Source organism: Cupriavidus sp. (assembly GCF_057315035.1).
On sequence record NZ_DBHKYV010000031.1, the window covers coordinates 26,198 to 40,060 of the forward strand.

General features: G+C 63.5%; 14 protein-coding genes. 5 read left to right on the forward strand and 9 right to left on the reverse strand.

Going from position 1 to position 13,863, the window contains the following annotated elements; translation table 11 throughout:
• Window position 1 precedes the first annotated feature (1 nt).
• The 4 genes from ACO550_RS28305 to ACO550_RS28320 form a co-directional block, all read right to left on the reverse strand.
• Window positions 2-1,318 (reverse strand): citrate:proton symporter, encoded by a 1,317-nt coding sequence (locus ACO550_RS28305; RefSeq protein ID WP_315597707.1) that lies wholly within the window; start codon window positions 1,316-1,318, stop codon window positions 2-4.
• A 144-nt stretch (window positions 1,319-1,462) separates the two neighbouring features.
• On the reverse strand, window positions 1,463-2,269 hold the full coding sequence (locus tag ACO550_RS28310; RefSeq protein ID WP_315597708.1) for a phosphate/phosphite/phosphonate ABC transporter substrate-binding protein: 807 nt from the start codon (window positions 2,267-2,269) through the stop codon (window positions 1,463-1,465).
• Between the two features lies 1 nt (window position 2,270).
• Window positions 2,271-3,275 (reverse strand): ornithine cyclodeaminase family protein, encoded by a 1,005-nt coding sequence (locus ACO550_RS28315; RefSeq protein WP_315597709.1) that lies wholly within the window; start codon window positions 3,273-3,275, stop codon window positions 2,271-2,273.
• A gap of 10 nt (window positions 3,276-3,285) precedes the next feature.
• The gene (locus tag ACO550_RS28320; RefSeq protein ID WP_315597710.1) at window positions 3,286-4,293 is read right to left on the reverse strand and encodes a tripartite tricarboxylate transporter substrate binding protein; all 1,008 of its coding nucleotides are present in this window, start codon (window positions 4,291-4,293) and stop codon (window positions 3,286-3,288) included.
• A 272-nt stretch (window positions 4,294-4,565) separates the two neighbouring features.
• Here ACO550_RS28320 and hutC point away from each other — a divergent pair, with 272 nt between their 5' ends.
• Window positions 4,566-5,327, forward strand: a complete 762-nt coding sequence (gene hutC / locus ACO550_RS28325) for a histidine utilization transcriptional repressor HutC (RefSeq protein ID WP_315597711.1) — start codon at window positions 4,566-4,568, stop codon at window positions 5,325-5,327.
• A gap of 17 nt (window positions 5,328-5,344) precedes the next feature.
• On the opposite strand, the gene ACO550_RS28330 is transcribed toward hutC, so the two are convergent.
• Window positions 5,345-6,229 (reverse strand): LysR substrate-binding domain-containing protein, encoded by an 885-nt coding sequence (locus tag ACO550_RS28330; protein ID WP_315597712.1) that lies wholly within the window; start codon window positions 6,227-6,229, stop codon window positions 5,345-5,347.
• A 185-nt stretch (window positions 6,230-6,414) separates the two neighbouring features.
• Here ACO550_RS28330 and ACO550_RS28335 point away from each other — a divergent pair, with 185 nt between their 5' ends.
• Genes ACO550_RS28335 through ACO550_RS28350 form a run of 4 tightly spaced genes read left to right on the forward strand, consistent with a single transcriptional unit; the run spans window position 6,415 to window position 10,735 of the window.
• Window positions 6,415-7,308, forward strand: a complete 894-nt coding sequence (locus tag ACO550_RS28335) for a CoA ester lyase (protein WP_315597713.1) — start codon at window positions 6,415-6,417, stop codon at window positions 7,306-7,308.
• A 41-nt stretch (window positions 7,309-7,349) separates the two neighbouring features.
• Window positions 7,350-8,333 (forward strand): tripartite tricarboxylate transporter substrate-binding protein, encoded by a 984-nt coding sequence (locus tag ACO550_RS28340; protein WP_315597714.1) that lies wholly within the window; start codon window positions 7,350-7,352, stop codon window positions 8,331-8,333.
• 10 nt (window positions 8,334-8,343) lie between these two features.
• On the forward strand, window positions 8,344-9,603 hold the full coding sequence (locus tag ACO550_RS28345) for a CoA transferase (protein WP_315597715.1): 1,260 nt from the start codon (window positions 8,344-8,346) through the stop codon (window positions 9,601-9,603).
• A 46-nt stretch (window positions 9,604-9,649) separates the two neighbouring features.
• Window positions 9,650-10,735 carry a TauD/TfdA family dioxygenase gene (locus ACO550_RS28350; protein WP_315597716.1) on the forward strand — a complete coding sequence of 362 codons (1,086 nt, stop codon included), beginning with the start codon at window positions 9,650-9,652 and terminating at the stop codon, window positions 10,733-10,735.
• Between the two features lie 176 nt (window positions 10,736-10,911).
• Here the strand turns inward: ACO550_RS28350 and ACO550_RS28355 are convergent, their stop codons facing one another.
• From ACO550_RS28355 to ACO550_RS28370, 4 genes are read right to left on the reverse strand one after another with little or no spacing between them, the layout of a single operon-like run.
• On the reverse strand, window positions 10,912-11,736 hold the full coding sequence (locus ACO550_RS28355) for an SDR family NAD(P)-dependent oxidoreductase (protein WP_315597717.1): 825 nt from the start codon (window positions 11,734-11,736) through the stop codon (window positions 10,912-10,914).
• A gap of 31 nt (window positions 11,737-11,767) precedes the next feature.
• Entirely contained in the window at window positions 11,768-12,184 is a 417-nt protein-coding gene (locus tag ACO550_RS28360; protein ID WP_315597718.1) for a MaoC/PaaZ C-terminal domain-containing protein, read from the reverse strand.
• Between the two features lie 15 nt (window positions 12,185-12,199).
• On the reverse strand, window positions 12,200-12,637 hold the full coding sequence (locus ACO550_RS28365) for a MaoC family dehydratase N-terminal domain-containing protein (protein WP_315597719.1): 438 nt from the start codon (window positions 12,635-12,637) through the stop codon (window positions 12,200-12,202).
• Window positions 12,638-12,648: 11 nt separating this feature from the next.
• Window positions 12,649-13,836: a lipid-transfer protein gene (locus ACO550_RS28370; RefSeq protein WP_315597720.1), complete on the reverse strand. Its 1,188-nt coding sequence runs from the start codon at window positions 13,834-13,836 to the stop codon at window positions 12,649-12,651.
• Between the last annotated feature and the right edge of the window lie 27 nt (window positions 13,837-13,863).

Below are 13,863 nucleotides of genomic sequence, written 5' to 3' on the forward strand. Positions count from 1 at the left end.
CTCAGGTCCGGCCGACGACCGGAATCACGCCGAAGACAATGCACGCCACGAGCATGACCAGCGCGGCCGACAGTGCCCAGGGCAGGGTGAAGCGCTGGTGGTCGCCGAACTCCACCTCGGAAAGTCCGACCAGCAGATAGGTCGATGCAACCAGCGGACTGAGCAGATGCACCTGCTGGCCGATCAGGGAAGCCCGCCCCAGTTCGGCGGCGGAGATCCCGTGGACGGCCCCGGCCTTGGCCAGGATCGGGAGGATACCGAAGTAGAACGCGTCGTTGGAGATAAAGAACGTGAATGGCACGCTCAGGATGGCGGTGACTACCGCGAGGTACGGCTCCAGCCAGTTCGGCAGCCCGGCAATCACACTCGCGGCAATCGCATCGACCATCTTGGTGCCCGACAAGATCCCCACGAAAATGCCAGCGGCAAAAATCAGCGAGACGACTGGCACGATGTTGCCCGCATGGGAGGCAATCCGTTCCTTCTGGTCCTGCATGCTGGGATAGTTGACCATCAGTGCGATGGCCGATGCGACCATGAACAGAACCTGGAGCGGAATCGCGCCGTGGATCAGCAGGGCCATCAGGAGTACGGTAAGGGCAAGGTTGAACCACAGCAGCCGGGGGCGGGTGGTATCGGGCGCGCTGGCGGTGACGGCCATCGCGGCATCGTCGGACGGCGTGCCGGTCGAGGCCAGCGTGATGGCACCGAGCCGTCGCCGTTCACGGCGTCCCAGCATGGCCGCCACGAAGATGCACCACACGGCGGTCACCGCCATCGGCAGCAGCATCGGCACGAACAACTGACCCACATCGACGCCCAGTGAACTGGCCGCGCGCGCGGTCGGGCCGCCCCATGGCAGGATATTCATCAGCCCCCCCGCCATCATGATCACGCACGCCAGCACCAGGCGGCTGAGGCCCAGCCGCTTGTACAACGGCAGCATGGCGGCGCAGGTAATCATGTACGTGGTGGAGCCGTCGCCATCGAGCGAGACCACCGCAGCCAGCACGAAGGTGCCGATCACGATCTTGACCGGATCGTTGCCAACCAGCCGCAGGATCACCCGCACTGCGGGGTCGAACAGCCCCGCATCGATCATGATCCCGAAATACAGGATGGCAAACATCAGCATCACGCCGGTTGGCGCCAGCTTCTTGATGCCCTCCAGCATCATCGGGCCAAGGGACAGTCCGAACCCCGCAAGCAGCCCGAACACGATGGGCACGAGGATCAGGGCGACCATCGCCGAAAGACGCTTGGTCATGATCAGCGCCATGAAGACGACGATCATTGCATAGGCAATGGCAGTCAGCATGCAGGACTCCCGCGGGGGCTCAGGCGACGAAACTGCAGGCCGAGGCGGCGGGTCGATCACCGCTTCGATATTGACGCAGTATATGTTGCGCGAGACGCTTCTGCGGAACTGTTTCCGGAGCAGGTCGGCACGGAACCGCCGGATTCAGCGCAGTGCCGGATAGCCGCGATCCTGCGCTGCAGCAACGGCCAGGCTCTTGTATGTGGCTGGATCGGGATGCACGAACTTGCTGACCTGCACAGCGTCCAGCACCGCTGTATGGCTGTCATCACAATGGAGTTCGCACAGCTTTTGCGACAGCGCGTTCAACGCGTTGTCACCAAGCGTTGCGGATGCTACCAGTAGCGGATTCGGCGTCCAGGGTGTCCATGCGATCGTCTGCAGGCCATCGAGCAACGCCGGTTCATGGCGGCGGATGAGATCGAGGAAGTAGCTGTCCAGCGCGGTGACGTCGATGGCGTTCTCACGCAGGGCCGACAGCGCGCGCATCGGCGTGTCGAGCGGCCCCACCGATTCGGCAAACAGCGCGCCCGCAGATGCGGCATGTGGTGCCAGCATCAGCCTGGCGGCATGGTAGCCCGATTGGGAATGCGTGGCCATCCATCCGATCCGATGTCCGAACGTATCCTCGACCTTGTTCCAGCCGCGTTCGCTGCGCACCAGCAATTCGCTTCTATAGCGTGCCAGCCCGCCATATACCGCAGGCGAGGGCACTGGCGCCGCCAACGGTACGACGGGCGCCACGCCCTGCGCGAAAGGCAGCCCACACATGAACCCGCATACCAGGTCGGGCCGTTGCCATAGCGATGTCAGCGACGCCGGCCACGCAAATGGCACGACGTCGACCGCCCACCCCAACTCGTTGAAGACGCGATCGAGCAGCGCCTGCCACGCCTGGGTCACCGCCGGCGTGGCGTTGTACATGCGGGTCGACGCAATGCCGGTTGCCATGTCACGCAAACCGCAAGGTCTGGCCGAGTCCCCTGGCTTGGGCCTTGGTCAGCATGGCATGTCCCAAGGCGATGTCGGTGGTCGATAGCCCGCGGTGCCAGAACAAAATGGTCTCGTCGTCACGCTCGCGCCCGGGCCGGAGCCCGGCCACGATCTGTCCCAGCTCCGCATGCAGGTTCTCTTCGTTCAGGCGTCCGCTATCCACATGCTGACGCAGCGCGCCGAACGGAAGCCCCTTGCGGCATTGGCCCCAGTCGTCGACCACCATCTTGCTCATGATGTCGGTCAGCGACAATTCCACCGCACTCATCGTGCCGTACGGAATCACCAGCGCACCGGGCTTGATCCACTCGGTCAGCAGCTTGGGTTCGGGCTTGGGCAAGCGCGATGCCTCGACGACGATATCGGCGCCGCGCACGCACGACTCCCAGTCGTCGGTGACAATCACGCGCTTGCCCAGGTCTTGCGAGAGCCGTGCGGCAAACGCATCACGGCTTTCAGGCCGGCGCGAGTGCACGCGGATTTCGTCGAAATGGAACAGCGAGTCGAGCAATCGCACATTCCAGTAGGAGGTACCGCGCGCGCCCACGTGGCCAAGAATCTTGCTGTCCTTGCGTGCCAGATGCTTGGCACCGAGTGCGGTGACCGCGCCAGTGCGCATGTCCGTAATCGCAGTGGCATCGATCACGGCCAGCGGTGTGCCATTGTCGGGATCGAACAGGTTGAGCAGCGCCATTTCCGACGGCAGCCCCTGCTTGTAGTTGTCAACGTAATCCGAGACCACCTTTACGCCGGCGACGTGCAGTGGTTTGATAAAGCCACGCAGGACATTGAAATGCCCCTTGTCCGACGACTCAGGCACCAGATGCACACGCGGCTCGATCACTGTCTCGCGGCGCCCTTGCGCGGCCAGGGCCGCCTCTACGGCCGCCAGGATCTCGGCATCGGTCAGCGCGAGTTCGGCCACATCGGGACCGTTCAGGTAGGTCAGGTACAACTCTTTCACGAAGGTCTCCTTACTGCAGCGGGGGGATATTGGCGCGATGCACGATGGCGCGCCATTTGGTGGTTTCGCTCGCGATGGTTTCACCGAACGCCTGGCTGGTGCTGCCAACCGGTTCGAGGCCAAGGCCGTCGAGCTTCTGGCGCACGTCAGGATCGCGCAGCACCGTGGCCACATCGGCCTGCCATTTGCGCACCACGCTGTCTGGCGTACCCTTGGGCGCAACCAGCCCGTACCACGATGTCACGTCGAAGCCCGGGTATCCCGACTCGGCCACCGTCGGCACATTGGGAAGTTGCGGCAAGCGGCGCGGGCCCGCAACGGCCAGCGCCACGAGCTTGCCGGTGCGCACATGCTGCAGCACGGTGGAAATGCCTCCGAACATCATCTGCACCTGGCCACCGAGCACGTCATTGAGGGCGGTCGCCATGCCGTTGTAGGGCACATGAACGGTCTTGATGCCGGCATCGAGGTTCAGCAGTTCGCCAGCCAGATGCGCACCACTGCCACTACCCGGCGAAGCAAAGTTAAGCTCGCCCGGATGGCTCCGTGCATAGGCAACGAGGTCCTTGAGCGTGCGCGCATGCACTGCGGGATTGACCACCAGTACATTGGGCGAAGTGGCCAGCAAGGTCACCGGCACGAAGTCCCTGGCCTCGAAGTTCAGCTTCCTGAACAGCACCGGATTGACCGTCAGGTTACCGGCCGGCGCCAGGCCAAGCGTATAACCGTCAGGCGCTGCTCGCGCGACGGTCTCCATGCCGATATTGCCTGCAGCGCCGGGCTTGTTGTCGACCACGACCGGCTTGCCCCATTTCTCGGACAGTTTCTGCCCGACCAGACGCGGCAACGCATCGGCCACGCCGCCAGCCGCGAACGGCACGACGATACGCACTGGCCTGACCGGGTAGTCATCGGGCTGCGCCATGGCGCGCAGCGGCATCCACGACAGTATCGAAACAATCGACAGGGCGGCCGGAAGGGCCGACAACAAGAACCGGCTCAACGCCGGCTTGGGCATGCAACGATCCACGCGTAACTCCCGTACTTCAATTTCCAATCCTTGACCCGGTTATCCGTGCAGCAACCCTTGTACCCCTTGTGCTGTCGGCCGACTTGTATAGACTGATCTTAATGAAGCTGCCCGATACTGTATAGACAACTTTTCGCATATCGGAAAGCGGTTTTCTCATAAGACTCGCAATCGCACGTGCGTGGTGCCGATGGCACTATCGCTGTGCGCGCGATTGCGGCACATTTCACCGTCATTGGTCATTGCTGAAGGAAGTTTGAATGCCATCGAACCCTGCCGTCCTAGCCAGCGAGCAAGTCGAACCGGGCGTGCCGGTCGTACCGGCCTTCCAGCGCATCAAGGACTACGTGCAAGCACAGATTGCGGCAGGGGTCTGGCGCGAGGGCGAGGCTATACCGCCCGAACTGCGGCTCGCCGAGACGTTCGCGGTCTCGCGCATGACGGTCAACCGTGCGCTCAATGAGCTTGAGGCGGAACAGATACTGGTGCGACGCAAGGGCGCCGGCACCTTTGTGGCACAGCAGCGCTACCAGGCCACCGTGGTCGAGATCCGCAGCATTGCCGAGGAAATCCGTGCACGCGGCCATCGGCACCGCAGCAGCCTGTACCGGCTGGAACGGCAACGGGCCACGCGTAGCCTGGCTACCCAATTCGGCGTACGCGAGCGCAGCGCGCTGTTTCACTCGGTGATCCTTCACTACGAGAACGACGTACCGATCCAGGTCGAAGACCGATGGGTCAACCCGATCCTGGCACCAGACTATATGGAGACAGATTTTGGGACGACTACGCCGAACGAACACCTGATGCGCGTGGCCCCGTTGCAGCGTGCCGAGTATCAGATCGAGGCGCTGCTGCCGAATGCAGAGGTAGCGGAGATGCTGGCCATCGAACCATCCGAGCCCGCGCTGGTGCTGCGCCGGCGTACGTTCTCACGTGACGCGGTCGCGTCCGTGGTTGTACTCTGGCATCCCGGGGTGCGGTATCGCTTTGGCGGTGCGCTGGGGCAGGAGATACGCTAGTTGCGCACCGCAGCCCTTCACGATGAAGTGCCCCTGAAACGCCGCACTGCTTCATCGCGCAGGGCCTCCACCAGGCGCGTACGCTGCGTGGTGCGTGACCAGATCAGTCCCATGCGGCGCGGCTCGCTTGGCATTGGCAACGGCAGATGCACGAGGCGCAGCCCTTCCGGCCACGGGCGGATCCACTCTGGCACCAACGCAACGCCGAGGCCGCGGTCCACCATGACCGCAATGGCTGATAGCGAATTGAGTTCGAAACGTTCATGTGGTGCGATGCCGTTTTCGCGCAGATAGCGGTCGGCCATCAGGCCGCCCCATTCGTGGCGGTCGTAGCGAATGAATGGGGCGGTGCGCAACAGCTCGTGAGGATCGGAGCCCGCCAGTTGCGCGGGCGCCAGCACGCCTAGTGGTTCCTCGCGCAGCAGTTGCCAGTGCAGTAGCTTGGGCAGCGGCGCAGGCGAGGCCATCACGATCGCGGCGTCCAGCGCGCCACTGAGCACGGCCGGATGCATGTCGACGGAATAGCCTGGCTGCACGAAGACATTGATGCCGGGGTAGCGCTTGATCAGTCCGCTCAAGAGGTCGGGAACCATTCCGGTCAACGCCGTGGGGCCTGCACCGAGCCGCAGTTCACCAGCCAGTTCCTTCTGGTCGAGTACTGCTTCGCGCATGGCGCTGATATGGGCCAGTACGTCGCGGGCGCGCGCCGCCACGCGCTCGCCGGCCTCGGTAGCAACCACCTGTCGACCGGCCCGTATCACCAGCGGCGCACCCATGTCGCGTTCGAGCGCACGGATCTGCTGCGCGATCGCGGCAGGCGTCAGCGACAACCGCCGGGCGGCCTCGGCCATGGAACCGTGTTCAAGCACGGCCAGGAAATTCTGAAGGAACAGCGTATTCATGACGTCGGGGCCACGTACGGGGCTGGCGAAAGGCAGCATGCCGCACAAGCGCTATGGACTGGATATGGATGCTGGGGTGGGAAGATAGATAACCTATCTTCTGAAGAAAGGTAATACGTATTTTTCTTTAGTCAGCTGCTGCCCATACTGCGTTTCATCGCTCGCCAACCATTTGATGAATCGCCATGCGCAGCAAGCTGTTCGTACCGGGAAATCGCCCGGAGTTTTTTGCCAAGGCTCTGGCCTCCGACGCCGATGCGCTGTCGTTCGATCTCGAGGACGCAGTTCCCGCAAATCGCAAGGATGCAGCCCGGCAGGCACTGGCCGGACTCTTCGCCGACCCGCACACCGCGGCGGCGCGTAAGACACTGATCGTGCGCGTTAACGCCGTGGATACCGCTGCGTTCGCCAAAGATGTACGCGCACTGGCCGGCGATGGCGTGGACATCATCAACGTACCGAAGGTGGAAAGTCCCGACGAAACGATGCAGGCGGCTGAACTCGTGATCGCAGCCAGTGCCGCCCACGACGCGGCGCGCACGCCCCGGCTGCTGCTCAATATCGAGTCGCCACGCGGCTTGCGACGCGCCGCCGAGATTGCCCAGGCGCATCCGCTGGTGATGGGGTTGCAGCTTGGTTTCGGCGATTTGTTCGAACCGCTCGGCATCGCGCGCCGCGATACGCAGGCCGTGCATGCCTGCATGCTGGCGCTGCGACTTGCAGCCGGAGAGGCGGGCGTGCTGGCCGTCGATGGCGCGTTTCCCGATATCGGCGACCCCGACGGCTACCGTGCCGAAGCAGAACAGGCTCGGCAACTTGGCTTCGTGGGCAAGAGTTGCATCCATCCGAAACAGGTCGCACTTGCCAATGCCGTGTTCTGTCCTGGCGCCGCCGAGATTGAGCGTGCGTTGCGCGTGGTGGAAGCCGCGGCGCACGCGGCACGCGCTGGTTTGGGTGCCTGTACGGTCGACGGCCAGATGATCGACGCGCCCTTCGTGAAGCGCGCCGAAGCGCTGCTGGCGCAGGCACGCGAACACGGGCTGCTCGAACGGGAAGCGCTTTCCGCCAGCCTGCCATAGCAGCTTCGCCGCGTCCATTCCAAAAAAATACAGGAGACAACATGAAACGCCCCCACACCCTCATGCTGGGCCTGCTATGCGCGGGACTGGCCCTCGCGAGTACCGCACCGGTCATGGCCCAGGAACCCGCCTTACCCAAGACCATTCGCATCGTCGTGCCGTTCTCGCCCGGAGGCAGCAACGATCTGTTCGCCCGTGCGCTGGCGCAGGGCCTGTCGCAACGGATTGGCTCGACCGTGGTGGTCGAGAACAAGCCTGGTGCAGGCGGCGCCATTGGTGCGCAGGCAGTGGCCACGGCCGAGGCCGACGGATCGTCGCTATTGCTCAACTCGCTAAGCTTCAGCACCAATGCCGCAATTCAGCCCAAGTTGCCGTACGACCCGATCAAGTCGTTCGAACCGGTGGCCATGCTCAATCGTGGGCCCATGCTGCTGGTGACAGCCGCGAGCACGCCGTACAAGAGCGTCAAGGACGTGGTGCAGGCAATCCATGGTCCGAAGAAGGCCATCAACTTCGGCTCGGCCGGGCCGGGTTCAAGCGGCCATCTCGGCGGCGAACTGCTCAATGCGCTTGGTGAAGGCAATGCAGTGCATGTGCCATACAAGGGGGTGTCGAACGCCGTCGTCGACATGATCGGCGGCAATGTCCAGATCATGATCACTACGGCGGCATCGGTGGCGGGTCCGCTCAAGGCAGGACAGGTACGCGCGCTGGCGGTCACGTCGGCGCAACCGTCGCGCTTCGCGCCGGGCCTGCCCACGGTGGCCGAGACCTTGCCCGGCTTCGTGGTCGAGGCATGGTGGGGCGTCTTCGCACCGGCCAAAACACCGAAGAAGGTGGTGGATCGCCTGAACCAGGAAATCCGCGCGGTGGCCGAGACGCCGACCATGCGCGAGCTGTTTGCTCGTGAATCGACCGAGCCGGGCGACATGAGCGCACCGCAATTCGCAAGCTATGTGCGCACCGAGGTGGTCAAGTGGCGCACGCTCGTGAAAGACCGCAACGTGGCCGTGGCCACCAACTGAGAGACCAGCGATGCAACGCAAATCGTTCGATCCCACGGCACGCGGCCCGCTGCACGGACTGCGCATCATCGATATGAGCCGCCTGGTAGCGGGCAACATGCTGACGCTGCAGTTGGCTGACTTTGGCGCCGACGTAATCAAGATCGAGCCGCCCGACGGTGACACGCTGCGCAACTTCAAGACCGATGGCCTCGATATCTGGTGGAAGACCTACTCGCGCAACAAGCGCAGCGTTGGCCTGGACCTGCGCAACCCCGACAGCATTGCGCTGATCAAGGAACTGGTGAGCACCGCAGATGCGCTGGTCGAAAGCTTCCGGCCCGGCACGCTTGAAGCCATGGGCCTTGCTCCCGAGGTGCTCCATGCCCTCAACCCACGGCTCGTGATCACGCGCATCTCGGGCTGGGGGCAGACCGGACCGTATCGGCACAAACCGGGCTTTGGGACGTTGGTCGAGGCCTACAGCGGCTTTGCCGCGATCAACGGATTCGAAGACCGCGAACCGGTATTGCCGCCGATGTTCCTTGGCGACATGACGACGGGTCTGTACGGAGCCAGCGCCACCATGATGGCGTTGCGGCATGTGGAAGTGTGCGGGGGACGCGGGCAGGTGCTCGATCTGTCGCTGTTCGAACCGATGTTGTCGATCATGGGCCCGCAGGCCGCGAACTTCCAGTTCACGCGCAAGCTCAAGCGCCGCACCGGCAGCCGGTCCAACACCACGGCGCCGCGCAATGTGTACCAGACGCAGGACAACAAGTGGCTGGCGCTGTCCACCGCGTCGAACAGCGTGGCGCGCCGCCTGATGGAAACCATCGGACACGGCCATATGCTGCAAGACCCGCGCTACGCGACCAACAGCGCGCGGCTTGCCAATATCGAAGAGGTCGACAAGGTGGTCGGCGAGTACATTCGCGCGCGTTCGCTCGATGAGAACATGGCCATCTTTGAAGCGGCCGGCGTGACCGTGGGCCCTGTGTACAACGCGGAACAGGTGCTCGAAGACGCCTACGTGGCCGAACGCGAAAGCCTGGTTGAAGTACCGGACGCCGAACTGGGCGCACTGCCGATGCACAACATCGTGCCGCGCTGGAGCGACACGCCCGGCCAGTTTCGGCTGCCGGCGCCGAGCCTTGGCCAGCACAACGACGAGATCGTTCGCGAGGTGCTCGGTGTCGCCGCGCTGCAGCGCATGCAGGCCAATGGCGCACTGGTCTCCGGCCAGCGCGGCGAGGCCGTGACTTCCGCACCCGTTTCCCATGCAGCGTGACCACTGGTCGACTGCCAGACGCAACCGCACACACTAGGAGAAGACAATGAACCGACTGGGCCAACCGATCACGGGTCCGGGCGCCTGGAAAGGCCCCGACATCGACTGGATGAAAGAAGGACTGCATGTGCTCGACAACGCGGATCTGCGCGAGATCGACCTGGCGCTCAAGCACCTGAAATCACTGGGCGAAGTCGATTTCCCGGACGTCACGCCCGAGACGTTCCCGCTCGACAAGGTTGGCAAGCTGATGGCTTCGCTACCGCAGCGCCTGCGTGAAGGCGCCGGTTTCCTGATGTTGCGAGGCCTGCCGCGCGATCAGTACAGCGACGACGACATGGCACGCATCTATTTCGGCCTGGGCGCGTATATCGGCAAGACCATGACGCAGTCGTACCTTGGCGACCGGCTTGGCCATGTGGTCAACGTCAGCGACTATGAGCCCAAGTCACGTGGCTATCGCAAGGGTGGCGGGCAACTCATGCACACGGATTCCTGCGACATCATCGGCCTGATGTGCCTGCGCACGGCCATCTCCGGCGGTGCAAGCCGGATATCGAGCGCACTCGCGGTCCATAACTATCTGCTCGAAAATCATCCGCGATCGCTGGAGATCCTGCGCCGCGGCCTGATTCTCAAACGCACCGACGAAGATGGCCGTCGTGCCACGCGCACGTTCAGCGAGCATCCCGTGCCGTTCTTTGCTGACGACGGCAATGGCGAGATTACGTCATACCTGCCCACCGGTTACGCACGGCTGGCCGAGAAAAGCGGCCAATGCCCATTCAGCCAGGAAGAGTCGGACGCGCTCTACCACGCGCGCAAGGCCGCCGCGATGCCCGAGCATTACCTGGACATGGGATTCCGCGATGGCGACATCCAGTTCCTGAACAATCGCATGCTGGTGCACGGCCGCACCGACTACGAAGACCACAAGGAACTATCGCAGCGCCGGCATCTGCTGCGTATGTGGCTGCGCGTGGAAAGCTGGCCCGCGATGCCGAAGGCGCAGGTTTTCCATACGGACGAGGACATGCGCCTGTGGAGCGTATCGCGTCGGCCGTTCATGGAAATGCCGTCGGTACACGACCGCGACCTGCTCGAAGGCGTGGCCGGTGCAATGGTGGAATAGCCGGATCCGGAATATGCCCTTGGTTTTCTCCCCTCTCCCGCGCGCGGGAGAGGGGCGGGGGAGAGGGCGTGAGGTTCAAATTGCGACTTGTCATGGATTGAACCGCCGGCCCTCTCCCCCAACCCCTCTCCCGCAGCGCGGGAGAGGGGAGCGCATAACGAGCGGTATCGCATTGATTACTGCAAGTTGCCGGCTACCGCAATAGTTTGCCCAGTGATGTAGTTGGAATCGGGCGAGCAGAACAGGTAGACGCCGCCGGCCGCTTCTTCCGGCGTGCCGCCCCGTCCCAGCGGATTGCGCTGGGCATGGGTCTTCAGCATCTCGGGGTTCAGGCCCACGCGGATATCGCGGCCCTCGATGTTGACGGTGGCGCCGGCCGAGGCATCCGCCGAGGTCATGCGCGTTTGGATCAGGCCGAAGGCCACAGCGTTGACGTTCACGTTGAAGCGGCCCCATTCGCGCGCCATCGCACGGGTCATGCCGATCACGCCTGCCTTGGCGCCCGAGTAGTTGATCTGCCCGGCGTTGCCGTTCAGCGCCGAGGTCGACGAGATATTGACGATCTTGCGGTAGACCTCGCGTCCGGCTTCCTTGTCGGCGGCGTGCAGTGCCTTCAGATGCGGGTAGGCCGCGCGCAGGATGCGGAACGGTGCGGTCATATGGCAGTCCAGGATCGCGTACCATTGCTCGTCGCTCATTTTCTGGACCACGTCGTCCCAGGTGAAGCCGGCGTTGTTCACGATCACGTCGATACCCTTGAACTCGGACATCGCGGTGCCAATGAAACGGTCCGCGAAATCGGGTGCAGAAACATTGCCCACGCACGCTACCGCCTCCACACCCATCTCGCGCAACGTCTTCACCGTTTCGTGGGCCGGTTCGGCTTCGAGGTCGTTGATGACCAGCCGGGCGCCTTCACGCGCCAGTCGCAATGCGATGGCGTGGCCGATGCCGCGACCCGATCCGGTAACCAGCGCGACTTTTCCTTCCAGTGCTCCCATGTCTTCCACTCCTTTGATATTGGTTTGAGACTTACAGGGCGACGACGGCGTCGCCCAGGATTTTCGTTTCGCCGTACTGGTTTGCGGTGCGCAGTTCTACCTTGACGCGTCGCTCGCCCTCGGCTTCATATTTCTCCACCACCTGGCCAGTACACGTAATGCGATGGCCCAGGTGCGTGATGCCGACAAAGCGCACAGCAAAGTGGCGCAGTTGGCGCTGGTCGACCCAAAGCGTCAGCAGTCGGCCCAGCCATGCCATCGACAGCATGCCGTGCGCGAACACGTCTGGCATGCCCGCGCGGCGCGCGTAGTCGATATCGATATGAATTGCGTTGTGGTCGTTCGAAGCGCCGGCGAAGAGCGCCAGCGTGGTACGGTCGATCGGTTCCAGCGTCAGCGGCGGCAATGCATCGCCTACCTGGATCTGTTCAAAGGTTGGAAAGCTCATCGATGTCTCCGCCTGTCAATTGCGCTGTACCAGCACGCTGCGCAGGTCCGCCACATGCTCGTCGTTCTGGTTGCGGACATGCGTCTCCCGTACCACGAACTCCAACGCGCCATTCTTCTTGTCGTAAATGTCGGTGACGGTGGTCCGGAAGTGCAGCACATCCCCTGCATACGCCATGCGGTGATAGGTGAACGACTGCTCGCCGTGCAGGATGCGCTCGGTGACGATGCCGAGTTCCTCGCGCCATGCACCAGGAGGATTCGACAGTTCCAGCGAGAACAGGAACGTCGGTGGCAGTGGCAGGCCGCGGTGCCCCGCATCACGCGCCGCGGATTCGTCGATCCAGGCCGCACGCGTCTCACCGGTGGCCTTGGCGAAGAAACGCAACTGGCTGGCGGGCACCGATGCCCGGAAGTCGGCAACGACCTTGCCGATATGCTTCTTGTCAATCATGGCGGGCTTCCTCAGTCGTGCTTCTGGTAGAGCGTGACCACGCAGGCGCCACCAAGGCCAAGGTTGTGTGTCAACGCCTGGCGTGCGCCCGCAACCTGACGCTGGTCCGCCGTGCCGCGTAGTTGCTGCACCATTTCGTAGCACTGCGCCAGGCCGGTAGCGCCCAGCGGATGGCCCTTGGACAGCAGGCCGCCTGACGGATTGACCACCCACTTGCCGCCATAGGTGTTGTCGCCTGCATTGACGAGCTGTTCCGCACAGCCCTCGTCGCACAGGCCAAGGCCTTCGTAGGTCAGCAGTTCGTTCTGGGCAAAGCAGTCGTGCAGTTCGATCACGTCGATATCCTGCGGACCCACGCCGGCCTGCTCGTAGACCTGGCGCGCACCTTCACGCGTCATGTCAAAACCCACCAGGCGGATCATGTCGCTGCCGAAGCTTTCCGGACGGTCGGTGGTCAGCGATTGGGCGGCGATCAGCACGTCGGTCCGCAGGCCATGACGACGCGCGTAATCCTCGGAAACCACCACCGCGGCTGCCGCGCCACAGGTCGGCGGGCAGGCCATCAGGCGCGTCAGCACGCCATCCCACAGCATCGGGGCGTTCATGACATCCTCGGTGCTCAGTACATTGCGAAAGACGGCCAGTGGGTTGTTGGCCGCATGGCGGCTGGCCTTGGCGCGGATCTTTGCGAAGGTTTCGAGCTTGGTGCCGTACTTGCGCATATGTGCCTGGCCGGCGCCGGCAAACTGGCGGATGGCGTTGCTCATGCCCTCGGTCTTGCCCACCAGTTCGTCGGTCAGGTCCAGCGCCCGTTCCAGCGCGCTGGCGCGGTCGGTCCAGACAGACTTCAGCGCGCCGGGGCCCATGTACTCGAAACCCAGCGCAAGCGCGCATTCCACCGCGCCGCTTGCCACGGCCTGGCGCGCCAGGAACAGCGCCGACGAGCCTGTGGCGCAGTTGTTGTTCACGTTGATGACCGGAATGCCGCTCATGCCGACGTGGTAGAGCGCCTTCTGGCCAGAGGTGGAATCGCCATACACGTAGCCGACGTATGCCTGCTGCACATCCTCGTAACGCACGCCGGCGTCTTCGAGGGCCTGGCGCGTGGCGGTGGCGCCCATCACGTCATAGGTATCGCTGGTGCCCGGCTTCTTGAACGGAATCATGCCGGCGCCGGCAACAAAGACCTTGCGAGTCATGAAGTGTCTCCTGTAGGTGGGTGGTTT

What these genes read in the sequence shown, in the direction of transcription:
- ACO550_RS28310 (WP_315597708.1), bottom strand. Translation starts at nt 2,269, where the DNA reads ATGGCAACCGGCATTGCGTCGACCCGCATGTACAACGCCACGCCGGCG.
- ACO550_RS28350 (WP_315597716.1), top strand. Translation starts at nt 9,650, where the DNA reads ATGAACCGACTGGGCCAACCGATCACGGGTCCGGGCGCCTGGAAAGGC.
- ACO550_RS28320 (WP_315597710.1), bottom strand. Translation starts at nt 4,293, where the DNA reads ATGCCCAAGCCGGCGTTGAGCCGGTTCTTGTTGTCGGCCCTTCCGGCC.
- ACO550_RS28360 (WP_315597718.1), bottom strand. Translation starts at nt 12,184, where the DNA reads ATGAGCTTTCCAACCTTTGAACAGATCCAGGTAGGCGATGCATTGCCG.
- ACO550_RS28370 (WP_315597720.1), bottom strand. Translation starts at nt 13,836, where the DNA reads ATGACTCGCAAGGTCTTTGTTGCCGGCGCCGGCATGATTCCGTTCAAG.
- hutC (WP_315597711.1), top strand. Translation starts at nt 4,566, where the DNA reads ATGCCATCGAACCCTGCCGTCCTAGCCAGCGAGCAAGTCGAACCGGGC.
- ACO550_RS28305 (WP_315597707.1), bottom strand. Translation starts at nt 1,318, where the DNA reads ATGCTGACTGCCATTGCCTATGCAATGATCGTCGTCTTCATGGCGCTG.
- ACO550_RS28355 (WP_315597717.1), bottom strand. Translation starts at nt 11,736, where the DNA reads ATGGGAGCACTGGAAGGAAAAGTCGCGCTGGTTACCGGATCGGGTCGC.
- ACO550_RS28340 (WP_315597714.1), top strand. Translation starts at nt 7,350, where the DNA reads ATGAAACGCCCCCACACCCTCATGCTGGGCCTGCTATGCGCGGGACTG.
- ACO550_RS28330 (WP_315597712.1), bottom strand. Translation starts at nt 6,229, where the DNA reads ATGAATACGCTGTTCCTTCAGAATTTCCTGGCCGTGCTTGAACACGGT.
- ACO550_RS28365 (WP_315597719.1), bottom strand. Translation starts at nt 12,637, where the DNA reads ATGATTGACAAGAAGCATATCGGCAAGGTCGTTGCCGACTTCCGGGCA.
- ACO550_RS28335 (WP_315597713.1), top strand. Translation starts at nt 6,415, where the DNA reads ATGCGCAGCAAGCTGTTCGTACCGGGAAATCGCCCGGAGTTTTTTGCC.
- ACO550_RS28345 (WP_315597715.1), top strand. Translation starts at nt 8,344, where the DNA reads ATGCAACGCAAATCGTTCGATCCCACGGCACGCGGCCCGCTGCACGGA.